Genomic DNA, 18,182 nt, shown 5'->3' with positions numbered 1-18,182 from the left:
TGGGCTAAGAAGGCGTTCTTTTGCCTTCTTGGACCATTTAGCTTATGACCTCGAGGGGCTAGCCGCCGTAGCTGGACTGCACGAAATGCGGAGGCGGCTCGTCCAGCCCCGCGGAAAGTGAGCACCACTCGCTGCTATCAACCGCCTCCCGCTACATCAAAAAGCAACAATGTTTATGAAAACAGCAAAACAAAAACGATGCTCCAATAAGCATCGTTTTCAAAAAATTACCCAATAATGACCCGTTCTTTTGGATAATGATATTTCGCTGTCTTTTCTTTTCCTCCTATCATAAAGAGGAATGAGAGAATACCCACTCGACCGATAAACATTAATGCGATAATGACACATTTCCCAACGGACGATAGTTCTGAAGTGATCCCCATTGAAAGACCCGTCGTTCCAAATGCAGAGGCAACCTCAAAAACGATTTCCATAATGGAATGGTCTTCTGTGAAGGTGAGGATGATGACAGATAGAAAGCAGATGAAAATGGCCATCATTGTCACTACTAGGGATTTTATAACATCCTGCTGGTGAATTTCCCTCTTGAATATTTTGATGGTTTGATTACCTTTGGCAAAATGGAATAAAAATAAAATATTCAGTGCAAAGGTCGTCGTTCTGATCCCACCACCGACGGAACTAGGTGAAGCCCCTATGAACATGAGTGCGCTCATGACCAGCAAGGTAGGAGATGAAAACTCGGCGACGTTCATCGTAGCAAGTCCACCATTCCTCGTTGTGGCTGATTGGAAGAAGGCATAAAAGAATGACTCATGCCACTCCATGCCATTAAAAAAGCGATTATATTCAAAGATGAAGATGACTAATGTTCCAAATACCATTAACCCAAAAAATGTAACGGTGGTGATCTTTGAATATAATGAAAAGTGATGTCTGTTTCGCTTTTTGCTCATAAGATAATCCTTCGTTTCAATCAGAACGGGAAATCCTATAGCACCAAGCGTTAGTAAGATGATGTTTATAAACTGAACAAAATAGTCATTCGCATAAGGAATGAGGGACTGACCTGTAATATCAAAACCAGCATTTGTCGTTGCACTTACGGATGCAAATAGTCCTTGTAGAAAGGCTTCCTGCCAGGTCGGGTAGTAGCCAAGGAAATAAACGCCCAAAATAAACGCCCCTGCGAGTTCAATAAAGATGATCAAAAGTAAAATTTGCTTTAACAGACTAACCAAACCTGCCAGGCTCGTCTGATTCTGGTCGGTCATGATCAAACGGCGCTCTTTTAAGCCTATCTTCTTTCCGACAATCAACCAGAAGAACGTTCCGAGAGTCATGATACCTATCCCACCAAATTGAAGAACAAACATTAAAATGAAGATACCTGTATGATTAAACGTATCAACGGTGCTCACAACGGTTAATCCCGTAACACTTACAGCACTGACCGCTGTGAAAATCGCATCTAAGAAACTCCACTCAGCCCCGGATTTATGTGCTATGGGAAGACTGAGCAGAATCGTCGCAATCGTCACGGCAAGAAAATAATAAGTGACGATTACCTGCGCAGGAGTTAATTTATTTAAATTGTATCTAAGCTTATACCACATATATGTATTTCCCTTTCAACTATATTTCCTTTTCTATCTTAAAGAATATAGCACAAGATTGAAAGGAAAAATGGTTAATTTCTTTATGTTTATTCTTTCTTTAATAAAAACCTCTTAAACAAATTAGTGTCACAATCATTTACTTTTATACAAACAATACAATTTCGGCGAAATATTACCATTCATGTTCACCATGGATGATACAAATAATAGTACTACTGAAACATTCATTGTTTCAAATTTACCAGTAAGGAGGAAAACGACCATGGCTAGAAGTTCTAATAAATTGCTCGTTCCTGGTGTTGAACAATACCTTGATCAAGTGAAATATGAGATTGCTCAGGAGTTTGGTGTAACCCTTGGATCAGATACTGTCGCTCGTTCTAATGGATCTGTTGGGGGAGAAATTACAAAACGTCTTGTCAAACAAGCTCAATCTCAATTAACTGGACAACAAACTAAATAATATGGCATGTGGGTAGCTGGTGTACACCAGCTACCCTTTAATTCGTCAAAAATAGAGACCCATTCCATCAATGAGTCTCTTCCATTAATTTTTTTTGTTTTCTTTTCGATCCTTATGCTCATCTTTCTTTTCTTTTTTTCTGGTTGGATGATCTTCATTCTGATCGTGTTTCTGTTTACTTTCTATAGAAACTCGATTGCTAGATTGGTCATGTCCCCTATTGCGATTGTCACTATGAGAAGATTTACTCTGACTTGGATGATCCGGTTTTTTCTTTTCTTCATTCCTTTCACGGCGAGGATTTTCACGGTTGTATTGATCATCAGGAAGATTCTTAGGCTTACCTTTGTTTTGTTTTTGTTCTTTTATCGGAGGAATCTCCTTTTGGTTCTTCTCTTTGGGCTTTTCTTCTTCATGAAACGTGTCTGGTTTCTTGTTTCTTTCTTTGATCACGGGTTTTTCTTTTTGTTTTTCTATTTCTGTTTCTGTTTCGACTTCTGTTTCTGTTTCTGTTTCGTTTTCGTATTTGTTATTGATTTGTTCCTCTTCACGGAGGAGGGAACCAGCAGTCATTCCTTTTTCCGATGCTTTTTCCCTAAACTCTTCCGAAGTTTCTTTCACGATAATATTTGTTTGATGATCCGAACTGTAATCCTCAACAAACTCATTTAGCTCATCCAGTAATTCACTTCCCTTTTTGTGATCGGTATCATGAAGGAAGGAGGAAGTGATGATGACATTTTGATGATCTTTTAAATAGCCCAACTTTTCACTTAGCTGAAAGATCATTTCAGTCACTTTACCAACATCTTCGTCTTCCCATTTACTCAACTTCCTTAGGAGAAGTTGAGCATCGTCATTGAATGGCTTGATTTCTATGACTTTTTGCTGTTTATTCAATGTTAATTCCATGCTGGGATTGATATCAACCGAAACATAGGCGTATGCCCGATTATCCAGTATCACAGCACTAGAAAACAGGGCAATGATGAAGACCAGGGCCGTAATCAAAGAAGTGGAAATTCTCCAATCCCACTTAAAAAAGGGTTTGGAGTTTATCGATTTTTTTTGAGCCGGAAAGAATGGGATTTCTTCCCCTATTGAGTACTGCTGATCGGGGTGCCTTTTCCCATTCAGAAATTCCCCTTCTGGTGTCATCATAACCAGGATATCCTGTTTGATTTCCATAATGATCCCTTTTTTCATCTCTCTAACCGCCCTTTTAAATAATCCCGTAAATAAACATAATCCCCAATAAGGATAAGAGAAATGGCTATAATATATTTCCGGTTTCTCTCAATGGTCTTTCTGCTGACGTTTACCTGCTTCTCTAATTTTTTTAATGGTAACCGTTTTTTTTCTATAAGATATTCCAATATTTCTTTTGAACTGACTACCGTATTGGCAATTTTAATAGCATTCAGTCTCGCATCTTCATGCTTAGGGGATTGCTCGACAAGTTCGTGGAAGGACAACTTGTAGTTAGCCAGTTGTTCCTGAAATGACAAAATTTCTTCCCGTCGCTTGTTTGCTTCCTCCTGCTCTGTAAATTTATCTACCGAAACAATTTGGTCGATAGTCAAATGGGAAGATTCTTCATCGTCATCGACCAGACTCATATCGATGCTTATATCCTGAAACTTCCCATTTTTCCTGATATAATCGATTACTTTTCTTTTGATGATGATTTCTGAGAAACTGATGAGCGAGGTCCCCCGTTGATGATTATATTTTAAGATAGCGTCATGAAAGGCAATCAGTCCGATACTGAATTCATCGTCACTTTCATAAATGTATCTCTTACAAACGGAAGATACCGTTTTTTTAATAAAGGGCATATAATCTTCAAGGATTACGTTTAATAATTGTTCATCACCATTCTGTATTTGAATCGCCATTTCTTCAAGCGATTGCCTTTTCTTTTGTTTAGCGAGTAGAAATAGTAACACATTTAACATCAGCCTCACCCCATCCTGCACACTATTATACTCATAAGATATTGAATGTAAAAGGAGAATAGGGAGAATAGGGTTGTTTGACAACCCTTTTCTGACTGATGTTCATTAAATGTTCAGCCTCTACCTTATGATACTGGTATATTATTCTTGATGGTGATCCTGACTGTTTTCTTTACCTTTTTTCACTGTGCTGGTGGTTTTCAACAGGTTTTGATTGATGTTTCTTTTTATCAATTTTTCTTTAATTTGTAACACCTCTGGTAAGTTTTTGTATTGGCCGATCGATCGCCTTATTAAAGGAATTACGTACAAAGATTTTTTTTTGAGGGGGTTTTAATTGAATAAAAATGGAGAGGGACCTGAAATTCTGAATATACCCTTTATACAAATAGACAACGAATCCCGTGAAAGGGTGTTCGTCTTTAAGGAAGATGGTATTAAAAAAGCTAACAGAGACATTCTCTGTTAGCTTTTACATAATATTTATTCAGCCTTGGCTTTTGCTTCCATTTCTGATTCTGTCTGTTTTGCTTTTCTCCTGGATAATAAATATCCTCCAACAGAAAGCAGGATTAATACGCTCCAGAATACAATCTTCCAGATTTTAGATTCAGGGAAGTGATGATCCAGAATCGCCACATCAGGATGTGCAAGGGTAAACACCGCTAACTTCACTCCTACCCAGCCAACAATTAGAAAGGCAGCTGATTCTAAAGTAGGGTATTTCTCCAGTAATTTAACAAACCAGGTGGCAGCAAAGCGCATGATGACTAATCCAATGATACCACCGAGGAACATGACAATAAACTGTCCTCCGTCAATTCCACCTACATCAAACCAGCCTGTTGGTTGAAGTGTTACGGCTAAAGCAACGGCTGCAAGCATTGAGTCCACAGCAAACGCGATATCTGCAAGCTCCACTTTAAGTACGGTAGTCCAGAAGCCTGAGCCTTTAGCAGGCTCTGCCTCCACATCCCCGGTGTCTTTTCTCTTCTTTATGAAATGATGGATGGCCACGTAAAACAAGTAAATAGCCCCAATTGCCTGAACCTGCCACACATTGACTAAAAACGAAATGAGAAATAATGCAGCGAACCGGAATACAAATGCCCCCAAAAGTCCATAAAATAGTGCTTTTTTCCTTTGTTCCACCGGCAAATGTTTGACCATGACAGCCATGACAACCGCGTTATCTGCAGCTAAAATCCCTTCTAGACCTACCAATATCAGCAGGACCCACCCATATTCCAACAACATCGAAGCATCCATACCTATAGTCCCTCCCTATTACATAGTTAGTTTTCCAATAGGCAAGGAATTTTATAAAAATAAAAAGACCCTTGCCTAAATAAGGCAAAGGTCTTGCTTAGCATAAAATATGCCAACAAAGCCGATGGCATACACCATGAACTGACGACTTTGTTTAGGTATGAACCTATAGCTACTCCCCTTTGACAGGTAGAAAACGTTATTTGTATACGCCTATTGTAACTCATAACCGTGAATTCGTAAAGAGATTTAATGTAATCGAATAAGGATGAAACGGATGAAAAGCCCGATCAGTATTCCTGGAACGAGAAACAATATCGGTAAAAAAATCGGTCCGATAAACTTACCCCATATGTATACTTTCGGGGAATACATCAATCCCACAGTTACCATATACGCTGACATCACAAAGGGCAAGTAGCTGTATCTCGACTTCGAACCTTCAGCAATCTTATATGCATCCCACATAGCAAACATATATAGACAAGGATAGAACATCAGCCATTGATAATCAATAACATTAGCAGCCTTATGTGTCTCACCTAAAAAACTGTACATAATTCCTAGATTAAAATTGCTTTGGACATTGATGATGATCTCAAGAATGACAAATAGCGCTCCTTTAAACCACAGACCGACAAGCAATTGAGGAAAACCAGGCAGAGCGATACTCCATAGGATTCCTTCTGATTTTGTTATGGAAGACTTCATGTGCATCCCTTGTAAGAGAATAATTGGTGACGTTCGTCCCCATTCATGCGCTTTAAATCGTAACTGTATAGATATCGGTCTGAGTATCGCTTCAGGGAAATTGCCATCTTGAGATTCCTCCTATTGATCCTGCTTCTTTTATTTTTACCATATCCCTCCCAATTATTACGTTTTTGCACTTTTGGGTGAATCTGCCTATATTTATCGCTTTTTCACATGCAACTGCTCATCCTGGAATGTTAAAGGTAAAAGGCTGTATGCGAATAGCAACATTCTTTGCGAAGACAGCCTTATAAAAAAAAGTCAACCCTCCTTCTTAAGTGCCTAATCTACAGAGACGGTACTTAGTATTCGGGTTAACTCTCGTTGTGTATCTTATTTGTTCGATTTCTTCATTCTTCTTGTTTCTTTATCAAAGAAACTGTATACGATCGGTATGACATAAATCGTCAATAATGTGGAGCTGATTAGTCCCCCGATGACCGCGATTCCCATTGGCTGATTGATTTCAGTACCCTCCCCTATGCCCAGGGCGAGAGGCAATAAGCCAAGAATCGTCGTTAAGGCGGTCATGAAGATGGGTCTCGCCCGGTCCTGGACTGCTTCGACAATGCTGTCAAAGCTACTGGTACCGGTTTCCTTGCGTTGATTGATATAATCAACAATGACGATTGCATTATTTACAACAATCCCAGCAAGGACAATCACGCCTATGATAGCCGAAATGCTGATAGGTGTCTGTGTAATGCTTAGGGCGATCGCTACACCAATGACCATAAGAGGCACGGTGAACATAATGACAAACGGATATTTAAATGATTCGAATTGTGCCGCCATGACCATATACACAAGTACAATGGCTAACCCAAGGGCAAGTGTCATATCGTCAATGGAATCTTCAAGGAGCTCTCTGTCTCCACTGAAGGAAACGAGTGTCTCATCCGGAAGATTCAGTGATTCAATTTTCTCATCGACTGCATTAGAAATCGCTCCAAGATTGGTTCCTGTAGTGTATTTTAATGTAAATTGAACAGCATGCTGCTGATCGATTCTCTGAATGCTGACAGGACCATCTTCAATGGAGAAGTCGACGACTGAATGTAACTGAATGTACTTTCCCTGACCATTAGGTATAAGAAGCTTCTTTAAGGAATCAAGATTTTCCGTAATATTGCGGTCATATTGAACCATGACATTGATGACATCAGAATTCTCAGTAACCATTTGAGTAGTCAGCACCCCGCGTGTTACATCCTGGACAAGATTCCCTATCTGCGCAGGTGCCAACCCTTGTTCAAGGGCCTTTTCCCTATTCACTTTCATTTGCACTTCTTTTACAGTCTCCATTTGATCTGTCGAAACTTCCGAAACATCTTTCATTTTTTCCAATGAGGGCAATAAAGTATCGACTGATTTATCCAATCGTGATTGATCCGTATCCCTGAGATTAAACGTCAGTGTTTGGGGACTGGAACCGGAAGTGGACTGTAGATTAAATGATACCTCTGCTGATTGATTTATCTTTTGTGCAGCTTGTTCTACTTCAGGCTTCATTTCATCTGCAAAGCTGAAAATTGAACGGTTCCTCTCATTCAAAGGCTTCATTTTTACATAAATTTCTGCAATATTCCCTTTGGCACTACCTCTGAATGATTCTTCCTGTGTTGTTCCGACAAGACTAACGAATACATCGACATCGTTTTCCTTCTCCAACTTGTCTTCAATTGCTTTGACAACTTTATTAGTCTCTTCAACAGATGCTCCATTATTTAACTCGACCCTCATATTGAAAAAACCTTCATCGGTAGGTGGCAAAAACTGGGTTCCTACAGTTGTTAGACCAAGTCCACCTGCCACTAATGTAATGAGTGTGATGAGTAATACGATGAAGCGGTGACGAAGTGCCCACTTAACGGATCGGGCGAAATTTTTCCTGCTCTTGGATCGTCTCCGCTTGGCCTCCATATTTCCTTTAGGCTTTTTCAATAGTCTGCTTGCGAGCATCGGGATAACCGTCAATGCCACAATGAGAGATGCCAATAAGCTGAATGAAATCGTCAGGGCAAATTCTGTGAATAATTCACCGAGCAGACCGGATATGAAAACAACCGGAAGAAAAACAGCAACCGTCGTCAGCGTTGATGCTGTGATGGCCCCCCCCACTTCTTTCGCCCCGATGCTGGCCGCTTCCCTTGGACTTTTCCCAAGTGATAAGTGGCGGTAAATATTTTCAATAACGACAATCGCATTATCAACGAGCATCCCTATGCCGAGAGCCAGTGCCCCCAGAGTCATTATGTTCAATGCGAAATCTGCAAAGAACATGAGTACAAATGTAACGATTACAGAGTAAGGTATCGCCACACCAATGATGAGGGGACTTTTTACATTCTTTAGAAACAGGAAGAGAACGAGCATGGCAAATGCGCCGCCAATTAAAAGAGAATTGGCGATATTACCAATGGCTTGAGTAATGTAATCGCCCTGATCGAACAAGACATCGGCTTTTATTGATTGATATTGATCCTGTTCCAGAAGACGATTCAGCTCCTTTTGAAACGCTTTAGAAACGGAAGCTGTGTTTGCATCTGATTGCTGCAAAACACTGAACAGGATGGCCGGCTCTTCATTCGCCCGCGTGAGCGTATCCGTATTCTGTTGCTTTTTCTCCACGGTTGCTACGTCTGCAAGTGTGATCTTCTTACCTGATTGAGGATTCACCTGAAGGACCAGTTCCTTTAATTCTTCAACAGATTGAAGCCTGCTAAGAACTCTAGTGGTCAGGGTTTGTCCATTTGTATCTATCGTGTCACCGGGAGCAGTCAAATTATTTGCCCGTATGGTATTGACGACATCCCCCTGGCTTAACCGGTTATTCTTTAAGGACTGCTGATTTAATTCAATAATCATTTCATCCTGTAATGAGCCTGAAACGTTTACATTAGCGACACCTTCAACTCTTGTCAGTTCCAGCTTCAAGTTTTCTGATAGTGACTTTAGATTATCTCCATTCCCTTCTTCACGCAATGAGAATTGAATGATTGGGAACTGGGCAGGGTCAAATTTCAGAAACCTTGGATTTTCTGCGCCTTCCGGGAGTGGGGTTTGGTCCAATCTTTGCAGGACATCATTTTCAATGTCATCAATGGATGTCGACCATGAAAATTCAAGAAGAATAAAGTTTGAGCCTTCCCTTGAAGTCGATTGGATATTTTTCATCCCGGGCAGGGTGGACAAATTTTCTTCCAAAGGTTTCGTTACCTTTTCCATCACTTCCTGTGGGCCGGCTCCCGGATAATTGGTCACCACGACCCCTACGGGAGGGTTCAGATCAGGTATGAGTTTCAATGGTATCCGAAGAAGTGAGACCCCTCCTAAAATAAGAATAAGCAGCATGGTGACAATGGTAAAAACAGGACGGCGTATGGAAAAATCACTAATCTTCAATGAATTGCTCCCCTTTCTATATCTATATCGTTCACTTCGTTTGATTTTCGGAAGCAGTTACTGTTAACTATAGTCTCCTCAGGAAGATCCTTCAATATTAAAACGTCTGAGGAATAAAATACACGTATTATTTCATTGAAATAAATAATTCTATCCTATCTGAGTACACTATTTTTTATACTGTAACGTAAGGAGCATTAAAATGGCGAACTGGGTTCCCTTTGTTTTCCTTAGTCTTTTCAGCATTATCGCATTATGTATGATAGTGGTTAAAAACCGTCATATATCTGATCAAATCATATTGTTCTGGCTTTTCATCTCGGGATTGGCATATGTATTCGAATATATTATTTTTGTACTATTCAATAGCTATACGTATCATCCCTATATATTATCGAATAATTACAATGACAGTGTTTTGGGATCAATCAGCTCTCAAGCATTTTCAGTTCCGGTTGCCATTACCTATATCGTTTTGTATCGGACGACTGTAAGCAGAATCGCCCTTATCATCGGCGTATTTTTCGTTATTGAAACCTGGTTTATACACACACATTTATATGAGCATCATTGGTGGAAATCGTATTATACTTCAATCTTCCTCATCATTTCTGTCATATTGGCCAAAACATGGTGGAAGTTTCTTGAATACCGCTCCAATCATTATATTCAATTTATAACCTTATTCTTTGCCCTCTCCACCATCACGCTTTCGTTCACCTGGGTTCTTTCTTCCCTTTTAAGACTATATATCATTCCATTGAATCATTTTTCTGATCCTGTCAGGGATTTGACCGCAGGCAACGCTATGTACATCTGGTTTACCACCTATTTTTATTGCCTCGTGATATTTTTAAGAGGGGGGGATTGGAAATCCATTTTGGGGAGCGTCCTTTTACTTTTTACGGTCGAATCTTTTATGGTTCAGGAAGGGATATTACTGCTGGAAAGTTACTGGATGATTTTCATACTGCCTCTTTTTCATCTTTCTATGATGATCTTGGGGAGCCATTATTATAAGAAGTATTTTGACACGTATGCAGAATTACAGCAAAAAGGACTGTCCTATAAGTGAATCAACTTTCAAATGGAGAAGTGATTCATTCATATAGACAGTCCTTTTCTGCTTATAACTTATTAATTTGAAATAACTGGGTTACGATCGGTTTGTTCTTTTTCAATCGTCCACCCGGTGAATCCATAAAGTATGGTTATGACAGGTGAGATGAGACAGAAGACTGCAAACGGTAAATAATCAAGTGTTGAAACGCCCAAAACGTCTGTCAGGAATATTCCACAAACACTCCATGGGACGAGGGGATTCACGACTGTACCTGCATCCTCCAACGTCCGGGATAACGATTTGGGATGCAATCCCAGCTTCTTGTATTGAGACTGAAAAGCTTCACCCGTCAGTAAGATGGATAAATACTGCTCCCCTACGATAAGATTTATACTGATAGCTGATAATGCAGTGGAAAGAATCGTTCTTCTCCCCGATTGTATGATAGATGATACCTTTTCCAAAAGAGCTGGAATGATTCCCAATTTAAATAATAGTCCTCCCAGACTGAGAGATAGGATAACAAGTGAGATGGTAAACATCATACTGTTCACTCCCCCTCTTGTTAAAAGGGAGTCAATGGATCCCACTCCTGTCTCAGATGTGTAGCCTGAAAACAATACTTGGAAGATCTCACTTACCTTTAATGTTCCGTGAATAAAAGATAATAATACAGAGACGCCTATTGAAATTGCCAAAGTCAATAATGCAGGTGTTTTATATATGATCAGTACAACCAGCAACAGTACAGGGATCAGACTATACAAGTGAATCAAGTTCGTTTGCTTCAATCCTTCCTGGAGAGCATTCAGTTGTTCGAAATCGACCTCACCAGCTCCGGGCGATAATACCCCGTAAACAATCAGCGTAATGACGAAGGCAGGTACCGTTGTCCAAGCCATATTACGGATATGGGTAAAGAGGTCCACTTGAACGATGGATGAAGCAAGATTTGTCGTATCGGACAATGGCGACATTTTATCGCCGAAAAACGCCCCGGAAACAATTGCCCCAGCCGTGATAGCCAAAGATACCCCCATTGCCTCACCGATTCCGATCAAAGCAACACCAATGGTAGCTGCCGTGGTAAGTGAGCTTCCGATCACGATCCCGCTTAAGGATGTAAGCAAGAAGGCAATGGCATAGAAATAATGTGGAGCTACAAATTCAAACCCATAAAACATTAAGGTGGGAATGGTTCCACTGATCAGCCAGCTGCTTACCAGGAGCCCAATAAAGAAAAATAATAAAATGGCACCCAGTCCCCCCTGTGCACCGGCTATCATTCCTTGCTCGATCTCCTTGAATTTCACTTTGGAGAGAAGGCCATAAACCATTAAAAAAAAGAGGGAAAGGATGATGGGGATATGAGGGACAGACCCTATGCCTATGATACTTACACTAATGATTCCCAGCACAGCCAGTAACACAGCGGACGCTTCAGGAATAGCAGGCTTATGAACGCTATTAATGTTTAACATTGTAACACTTCCTCTATCTCGATGTATTGATGATGTGCGGATGGCTCAGGAATACAAAAAGAACCCTCCATCCCCCGATAGGGACGAAGAGTTCTCCGCGTTACCACCCTAATTGAAATAAACGTAAGCCCTGATCAACCGATTCATGCTTTGCGATTTATCTCCACTTCATAAAGGTTGTCTTTTTTATAAACACCATGGAGTGTTTATGAACAATGTAATTCAGAAATGAGCAGACCTGGACTTCCACCTGACGTCCAGTCTCTGATTGCTGTCCCGCTATTTCCTACTCCGTTGTTCAAGACAAGTATGTGATTGGACGTTAAGAAGAATCCCTAGTTCTCTTCTCCTTAAACGCTTTTAAGCTTTTAAGCTTTTATGCACTAAAGTATACTATAGTAGTATATTATCATGTTCTTATGATTTGTCAAGGGATGCTTTACATTATTCTCCGATAACAACACCCCACCCGATTAACGTATGAGGTGTGTCCATATTAAACGAATTGGGACTCAGCAAATGGTGACATTGCTTCTGCAGTTGGTTTCCCGATGAAATATCCTTGGGCATAATGCATACCGATTTCTTTACAAAAGAGCAGTTCTTCTTTTCTTTCTATTCCTTCTGCAAGGACGAAAATGTCTAATTCCCTTGCAATCTTCATCACTTTCCGTAAAAATTCCTGGTTCTGTTCATCCTGGTCACAGTGATTGATGAATGATCGATCAATCTTTACATAATCCGGTTTGAGCAATGATAACATTTCAACTGTTGCAAAACCTGAACCTACGTCGTCAAGAGCCACTTTCATGCCTTCCCGCTTATAGACGTCAAGAACTGAACGCAAATGATTTACATCATCTATCTTTTCCGTTTCAACTACTTCGAATACGAGGTCTTTGGGGTTCACACCGAACTCATTCACAATCTTGAAGGTATGGCGCAAACAGAATTCAGGGTTATATATGGTCGAGGGGAGAAAGTTAATGAAACTCTTCTTTCCCGGGTCGATTTGACCTTGTCTGCACTCAATTGCTGATTTCCTGGCTTTCTGATCCAACATGGAGTGGAATCCCGTTAGAGATGCCACTTCAAATAACTCCGCTGGATTGATCCTCTCCCCGTTATTCTCTGCACGTAGGAGAGATTCATATCCATACAAACTGAAATCCTCAAGAGCGATGATGGGCTGAAGATGACTCTTGAACTCACCCTGTTGTATGACGTTTACCATCTCTCTATGTCGAATCAAATGAAGGAATTTCCCTGCAGCGTGGAACGCTCCAGGCTGACTTGAACAATTAATACTGCAGTTCCATCCATCACGAATCAATAATGACCCTATTGCTGAGAGTCTCCCGTATAGTTCATTTAGATCGTCGTATTGAAAAGCATATGTGTTTGGTCCCAGCTTTTGAAAGTCCCCTGCCAAAGGAACGGGACGGAATTGTTCATTATGTAAGAAAAAGAATCCTTTCTCATGATATTTCATTTGTACTCCACAGTTTACACATGCATACTCCAAATTCATCACTCTTCCTTTCTATCAAACAGCATAAAATACCCATACCCACATAATAAGGCTTTTAACCTAAAAAACACCAGTTATATCCTTTTATTTCAGAAAAAAATCACTTGATATTTGTAAACAAAAGTATAAAATGATTGCGTTAGCGAATGAAAGAAAGAAATCCAGTCAAAAGCAAAAGCACCTCTCCTGGAACAGAGGGGTGCCTAAGCTTATTTACATTAAACTGTATAATCGAATATCAGGGTTTTTATCATTGAACCATCTCATGGCAAAATCATTTTCAAACAAGAAAACCAAATTGTCATGACGATCTTTTACCAACAAGCTGCGGGAGCTGGACATGGATTCCTTGACATCTTCTTCGTTTTCGATCCATCTGGCAATTTTAGATCCGATTGGCTCCATTTTCACATCAACATTGTACTCATTTTTCATTCTGTGCTCAAACACTTCAAATTGCAATTGACCAACCGCTCCTAGGATAATATCCTCTGTGCGGGTCTTATAATATTGAATGGCCCCTTCTTGAACGAGTTGAAGAATCCCTTTTTGGAAGTGTTTCTGCTTCATTACGTTCCTTGCAGTTACACGGACAAAGAGTTCTGGTGTAAACTGAGGCAGTTTTTCATACTGGAATCCCTGCTTCCCTTGGACGAGTGTATCACCAATTTGATACGTACCCGTATCATAAACCCCTATGATATCTCCACTGACTGCTTCATTTACTGTGCTGCGGTCATCTGCAAGAAACTGGGTGGATTGAGCAAGCTTAATGGATTTTCCTGTTCTGGAAAGGTTAACTGTCATTCCTCTCTCGAATTGACCTGAACAAATCCGTACAAACGCTATTCGATCACGGTGAGCTGGATTCATATTGGCTTGGATTTTAAATACAAAGCCGGAGAAATCTTCCGCCGTCGGCTCAATTTCACCTGCGTCAGAATTTCTCGGCTGGGGAGAAGGTGCAAATTCCAAATAGGTTTCGAGGAAAGTTTGTACACCAAAATTGGTTAATGCGCTCCCGAAAAATACAGGAGATAGCTCGCCATTTGCAATCCTTTCACGTGAAAATTGATTACCGGCTTCATTCAGAAGTAATACATCTTCAAGTGTTTGATGATAAAGATTGCTATCTTTAAGAGAATGCTCTCCTTCTATTTCGCCTTCTTCATTTAGAGGAATAAAGCGATCCTCTTCTTCCACACGGAATTGTTCTATACGGTTATGGAAGCGGTCATAAATCCCTAAAAACTCCTTACCCATACCAATCGGCCAGTTCATCGGATAAGACTGAATCCCTAATACTTCTTCAAGCTCTTCCAATAATTCCAACGGCTCTCGTCCTTGGCGGTCAAGCTTGTTGATAAAGGTGAAAATCGGGATTCCTCTCATCCTGCATACTTTGAAGAGTTTCAAGGTTTGGGCTTCAATTCCTTTGGCTGAATCGATGATCATCACTGCACTGTCAACAGCCATTAATGTTCTATACGTGTCTTCAGAAAAATCCTGATGACCTGGTGTATCCAGAATATTGACCCGATAATCTTCATAATCAAATGCCATCACCGAAGAAGTAACAGAAATACCCCTCTGCTTTTCGATTTCCATCCAGTCAGATGTAGCAAACTTACCTGATTTCTTCCCTTTAACTGTTCCAGCTGCACGGATCGCTCCTCCAAATAGAAGAAGCTGCTCTGTTAAAGTTGTTTTCCCGGCATCCGGGTGGGAAATGATAGCGAAAGTCCGTCTCGACTGAACTTCCTGTATAAAGTCTATTTTCATTCATAAAATCCTTTCTCGTCATTCTCACTTTCTCATCATATTCGTTCTAAAGTAACAATGCAACAAAGAATCAATACCTTCCGTAAGAAGAGCACAGAACGAAGATCCATTCAATATACAAAGATGAAACAAAGTCCATCTCATTTAAAGATCATCTATCCCCTTACATCTCTCTTGTCCACTGAACGATTCGCGAACTCAATGTATCAGCAGTCTCCTCCGGCACCCTTTCCATTAAGGAGTCGTGTAACTTCATCTGAATGTTTTCTTCATCATATGTAAATGAAAAGGACCAGCAAATATCAGGAACCGCAATTAATATTAGCTCTTCTTTCTTATTTTCATAAATATATACTTTTTGTTCCATACCTTCCAAAAAATTTTTTCTGATCTTCATAATTGTATCCCCTTTCATGAAAACGCTGTATTTGTGCATACTAACGACGATGTTGTCCGTACAACTTTCGACAAATCTTGCAATTGTAGGTTGTCAGACGTCTGAAAGAATTGTAAAATAAAAAACCTAAAGCAGCAAGTTTGAATCATACTTATCGAAGAGGTGAAAGACGTGCAATATTTATGGGGTATCATGGGTATCATTGTCGTTATGGGGATTGCTTTTGCATTTTCTAAAAACAAGAAGCGGGTTAATTTTAGAACAGTCCTTGGTGGACTTGCCATACAGTTATTTTTCGCTTTTATCGTGTTAAAGACATCTTGGGGGCAAGAAGCTCTTAAGGGATTGACCGAAGTGGTGAATGCCATCATCAATTATTCCAATGAAGGGATCACATTCCTTTTTGGCGGCCTTTACACGGAGGAATCGAACATTGCGTTCATTTTTGCTTTTAATGTACTGCCTGTCGTTATTTTCTTCTCAGCTTTAATTTCAGTTCTTTATTATCTTAAAATCATGCAATTTTTTATCAAGATTTTAGGTGGAGGGTTATCTAAACTGTTGGGAACCAGGAAAGCGGAATCATTGTCTGCTGCTGCCAATATCTTCGTTGGGCAAACAGAAGCACCTTTAGTGGTTAGACCTTTCTTATCGAAAATGACTGAATCTGAACTCTTCGCCGTCATGACGGGTGGATTGGCTTCCGTCGCGGGTTCTGTCCTTGTAGGATATTCACTTTTGGGAGTTCCACTGGAATACTTACTTGCAGCAAGCTTCATGGCTGCTCCTGCAGGTCTAGTAATGGCCAAGTTATTTGTGCCTGAAATAGATGATTCTCCTGAACCTGAAGCGTTTGAAATGGAAGCGGATTCGGAATCTGCCAATGTGATCGATGCGGCTGCTAATGGTGCAAGTGTCGGGCTGCAATTGGCTCTCAACATCGGTGCAATGCTTCTTGCATTCATTGCCTTGGTTGCGTTAATTAATGGATTACTTGGATTGGTTGGTGGATGGTTTGGATTTGACAGCCTTTCACTTCAGCTTATTCTTGGTTACGTATTTGCACCACTTGCCTTTGCAATCGGAGTACCATGGCATGAAGCGGTTACAGCAGGAAACTTCATTGGGCAAAAACTTGTCATTAATGAGTTTGTAGCTTATTCAGCTTTCGCTCCGGAAATTGGCAACCTGTCTGATAAAACGGTTGCGATTATTTCCTTTGCATTATGCGGATTCGCCAATCTTTCCTCACTTGGGATTTTACTTGGCGGACTGGGTAACCTTGCACCAAACCGTAGAGGAGATATTGCCCGCTTAGGATTAAGAGCAGTCATAGCAGGTGCACTTGCTTCATTATTAAGTGCGGCCATTGCAGGAATGTTCATATAATTTCATCGAAAAAGAAGCGTACCTTTAACGGAACGCTTCTTTTTCATTTTTCATTATCCTTCGATCTGGTATGAATATCTTGTCGTTTGTCAGATAAGTCCTGCACTTACCTGATTTCTTGGCGAAATAGAGCCTTTGATCTGCAAGAGAAATCAATTTCTCCGGTTCATCGGTTTCAGAAGATTGGGCCTGACCAAAACTCATGGAGATAGGGAGTGGCTTCAACTCCTTTAACTGATCATATAAATCATATAGAAACCTTTCAAGAATACTGTCTTCCATAAAGGGCAATATAAAGACGAATTCCTCTCCGCCATACCTGAATGCCTGACCATTATAAGCTTCGGCGTGACTTCGGAAAACTTCACCTGCCTTACGTATGAGATCATCACCTGTTAAATGACCATACTCATCATTCACTTTCTTAAAATCATCTATATCACCAATCAGTAAGTTAAAGTATTCATTTTGTTCCAGTCTGCTCCTGAACCTTTCCTGAAACGAACGGTGATTTAATAAACCGGATAAGTAATCTTTATGGGCGAGATGATGATAGGCTTCTTTCTGAATATGCTGGGCACGCTCCCTCAGCATGATTAATGCACCGAATAATCCTATAATCCATAGAAAGAACAGATTGAATGTCAATGTGAAATATTCGTGGAATTTGGTGATGTCAACAGTCACTAATCCCATTGCAATGTAAGCTATGCTAAATGCTGCAAGTGAGATCAACGCCCCCTTTGTTCTCCAATAAATCGTGGCATGCATGACGAATAATATGGAAATTGGATAAAGCGGACTATGAATCCCTTCTGATAAGAACATCAGCCAGATCAGTGCCAGATAATCGAAGACAATACCCGCTTTCAGAATCAATTGCAGACTGTGGTTATCCTCCCTTGCGCGTATAAGGGCGATTTGAGTCACCAGCATATACAATACCCCTGTCACCAGCAGATAAGGAAAAACCGCCTTGTTGGTGGAGATATTTTCTGAAAAAGGAGGTATGTAAAATAAAAGGGTGGCAATCAAGACGAACAGCCACCTTAAAGTTGAAAACAATTTTTCAGTTTCATAATCATTCAAGTATAATGAAAATTTCATC

At 40.3% G+C, this 18,182-nt stretch carries 14 protein-coding genes and 1 riboswitch; of the genes, 3 read left to right on the top strand and 11 right to left on the bottom strand.

The genetic code is table 11. The annotated features are described in order from the left end of the window. Positions 1-227 precede the first annotated feature (227 nt). Positions 228-1,580: a TrkH family potassium uptake protein gene (locus JI667_RS20620; RefSeq protein ID WP_206858270.1), complete on the bottom strand. Its 1,353-nt coding sequence runs from the start codon at positions 1,578-1,580 to the stop codon at positions 228-230. A 265-nt stretch (positions 1,581-1,845) separates the two neighbouring features. On the opposite strand from JI667_RS20620, the gene JI667_RS20615 reads away from it, so the two are divergent. Next, complete coding sequence (locus JI667_RS20615; protein ID WP_034763616.1) at positions 1,846-2,046, top strand: alpha/beta-type small acid-soluble spore protein; 201 nt, start codon at positions 1,846-1,848, stop codon at positions 2,044-2,046. Positions 2,047-2,130: 84 nt separating this feature from the next. On the opposite strand, the gene JI667_RS20610 is transcribed toward JI667_RS20615, so the two are convergent. From JI667_RS20610 to JI667_RS20590, 5 genes are all read right to left on the bottom strand, one after another. Further along, the gene (locus tag JI667_RS20610; protein ID WP_206858268.1) at positions 2,131-3,252 is read right to left on the bottom strand and encodes an anti-sigma factor domain-containing protein; all 1,122 of its coding nucleotides are present in this window, start codon (positions 3,250-3,252) and stop codon (positions 2,131-2,133) included. After that, a complete protein-coding gene (sigI, locus tag JI667_RS20605) occupies positions 3,249-4,004 on the bottom strand; it encodes an RNA polymerase sigma factor SigI (protein WP_206858266.1) in 756 nt (251 codons plus the stop codon). The genes JI667_RS20610 and sigI overlap by 4 nt, the downstream gene beginning before the upstream one ends. Positions 4,005-4,487: 483 nt before the next feature. Beyond that, a complete protein-coding gene (locus JI667_RS20600; protein WP_206858264.1) occupies positions 4,488-5,273 on the bottom strand; it encodes a TerC family protein in 786 nt (261 codons plus the stop codon). Positions 5,274-5,372: 99 nt separating this feature from the next. Next, a riboswitch (yybP-ykoY riboswitch) is annotated at positions 5,373-5,466 on the bottom strand. Positions 5,467-5,522: 56 nt separating this feature from the next. Next, positions 5,523-5,990, bottom strand: coding sequence for a hypothetical protein (locus JI667_RS20595; protein ID WP_206858262.1), 468 nt, complete (start codon positions 5,988-5,990; stop codon positions 5,523-5,525). Between the two features lie 369 nt (positions 5,991-6,359). Further along, a complete protein-coding gene (locus JI667_RS20590; RefSeq protein ID WP_206858260.1) occupies positions 6,360-9,431 on the bottom strand; it encodes an efflux RND transporter permease subunit in 3,072 nt (1,023 codons plus the stop codon). Positions 9,432-9,633: 202 nt separating this feature from the next. On the opposite strand from JI667_RS20590, the gene JI667_RS20585 reads away from it, so the two are divergent. Next, entirely contained in the window at positions 9,634-10,506 is an 873-nt protein-coding gene (locus JI667_RS20585; protein ID WP_206858258.1) for a hypothetical protein, read from the top strand. Between the two features lie 62 nt (positions 10,507-10,568). Here JI667_RS20585 and nhaC read toward each other — a convergent pair whose 3' ends face one another. The 4 genes from nhaC to JI667_RS20565 all read right to left on the bottom strand — a co-directional run bounded on the left by nhaC (position 10,569) and on the right by JI667_RS20565 (position 15,685). After that, the gene (gene nhaC / locus JI667_RS20580; RefSeq protein ID WP_206858257.1) at positions 10,569-11,975 is read right to left on the bottom strand and encodes a Na+/H+ antiporter NhaC; all 1,407 of its coding nucleotides are present in this window, start codon (positions 11,973-11,975) and stop codon (positions 10,569-10,571) included. A 496-nt stretch (positions 11,976-12,471) separates the two neighbouring features. Next, positions 12,472-13,467: an EAL domain-containing protein gene (locus tag JI667_RS20575; RefSeq protein WP_244668412.1), complete on the bottom strand. Its 996-nt coding sequence runs from the start codon at positions 13,465-13,467 to the stop codon at positions 12,472-12,474. 252 nt (positions 13,468-13,719) lie between these two features. Beyond that, complete coding sequence (locus tag JI667_RS20570) at positions 13,720-15,288, bottom strand: peptide chain release factor 3 (protein WP_206858252.1); 1,569 nt, start codon at positions 15,286-15,288, stop codon at positions 13,720-13,722. A 163-nt stretch (positions 15,289-15,451) separates the two neighbouring features. Beyond that, the gene (locus JI667_RS20565) at positions 15,452-15,685 is read right to left on the bottom strand and encodes a YueH family protein (RefSeq protein ID WP_206858250.1); all 234 of its coding nucleotides are present in this window, start codon (positions 15,683-15,685) and stop codon (positions 15,452-15,454) included. A 171-nt stretch (positions 15,686-15,856) separates the two neighbouring features. Here JI667_RS20565 and JI667_RS20560 point away from each other — a divergent pair, with 171 nt between their 5' ends. Next, positions 15,857-17,074: a NupC/NupG family nucleoside CNT transporter gene (locus JI667_RS20560; protein ID WP_206858248.1), complete on the top strand. Its 1,218-nt coding sequence runs from the start codon at positions 15,857-15,859 to the stop codon at positions 17,072-17,074. Between the two features lie 24 nt (positions 17,075-17,098). Here the strand turns inward: JI667_RS20560 and JI667_RS20555 are convergent, their stop codons facing one another. Next, on the bottom strand, positions 17,099-18,181 hold the full coding sequence (locus JI667_RS20555) for a GGDEF domain-containing protein (protein WP_206858246.1): 1,083 nt from the start codon (positions 18,179-18,181) through the stop codon (positions 17,099-17,101). Between the last annotated feature and the right edge of the window lies 1 nt (position 18,182).

It is taken from the genome of Bacillus sp. NTK074B, from assembly GCF_017303375.1.
In the GTDB taxonomy this organism is placed as follows: Bacteria; Bacillota; Bacilli; order Bacillales; family Bacillaceae_B; genus Rossellomorea.
This window is presented reverse-complemented; position numbering and strand designations above follow the sequence as displayed.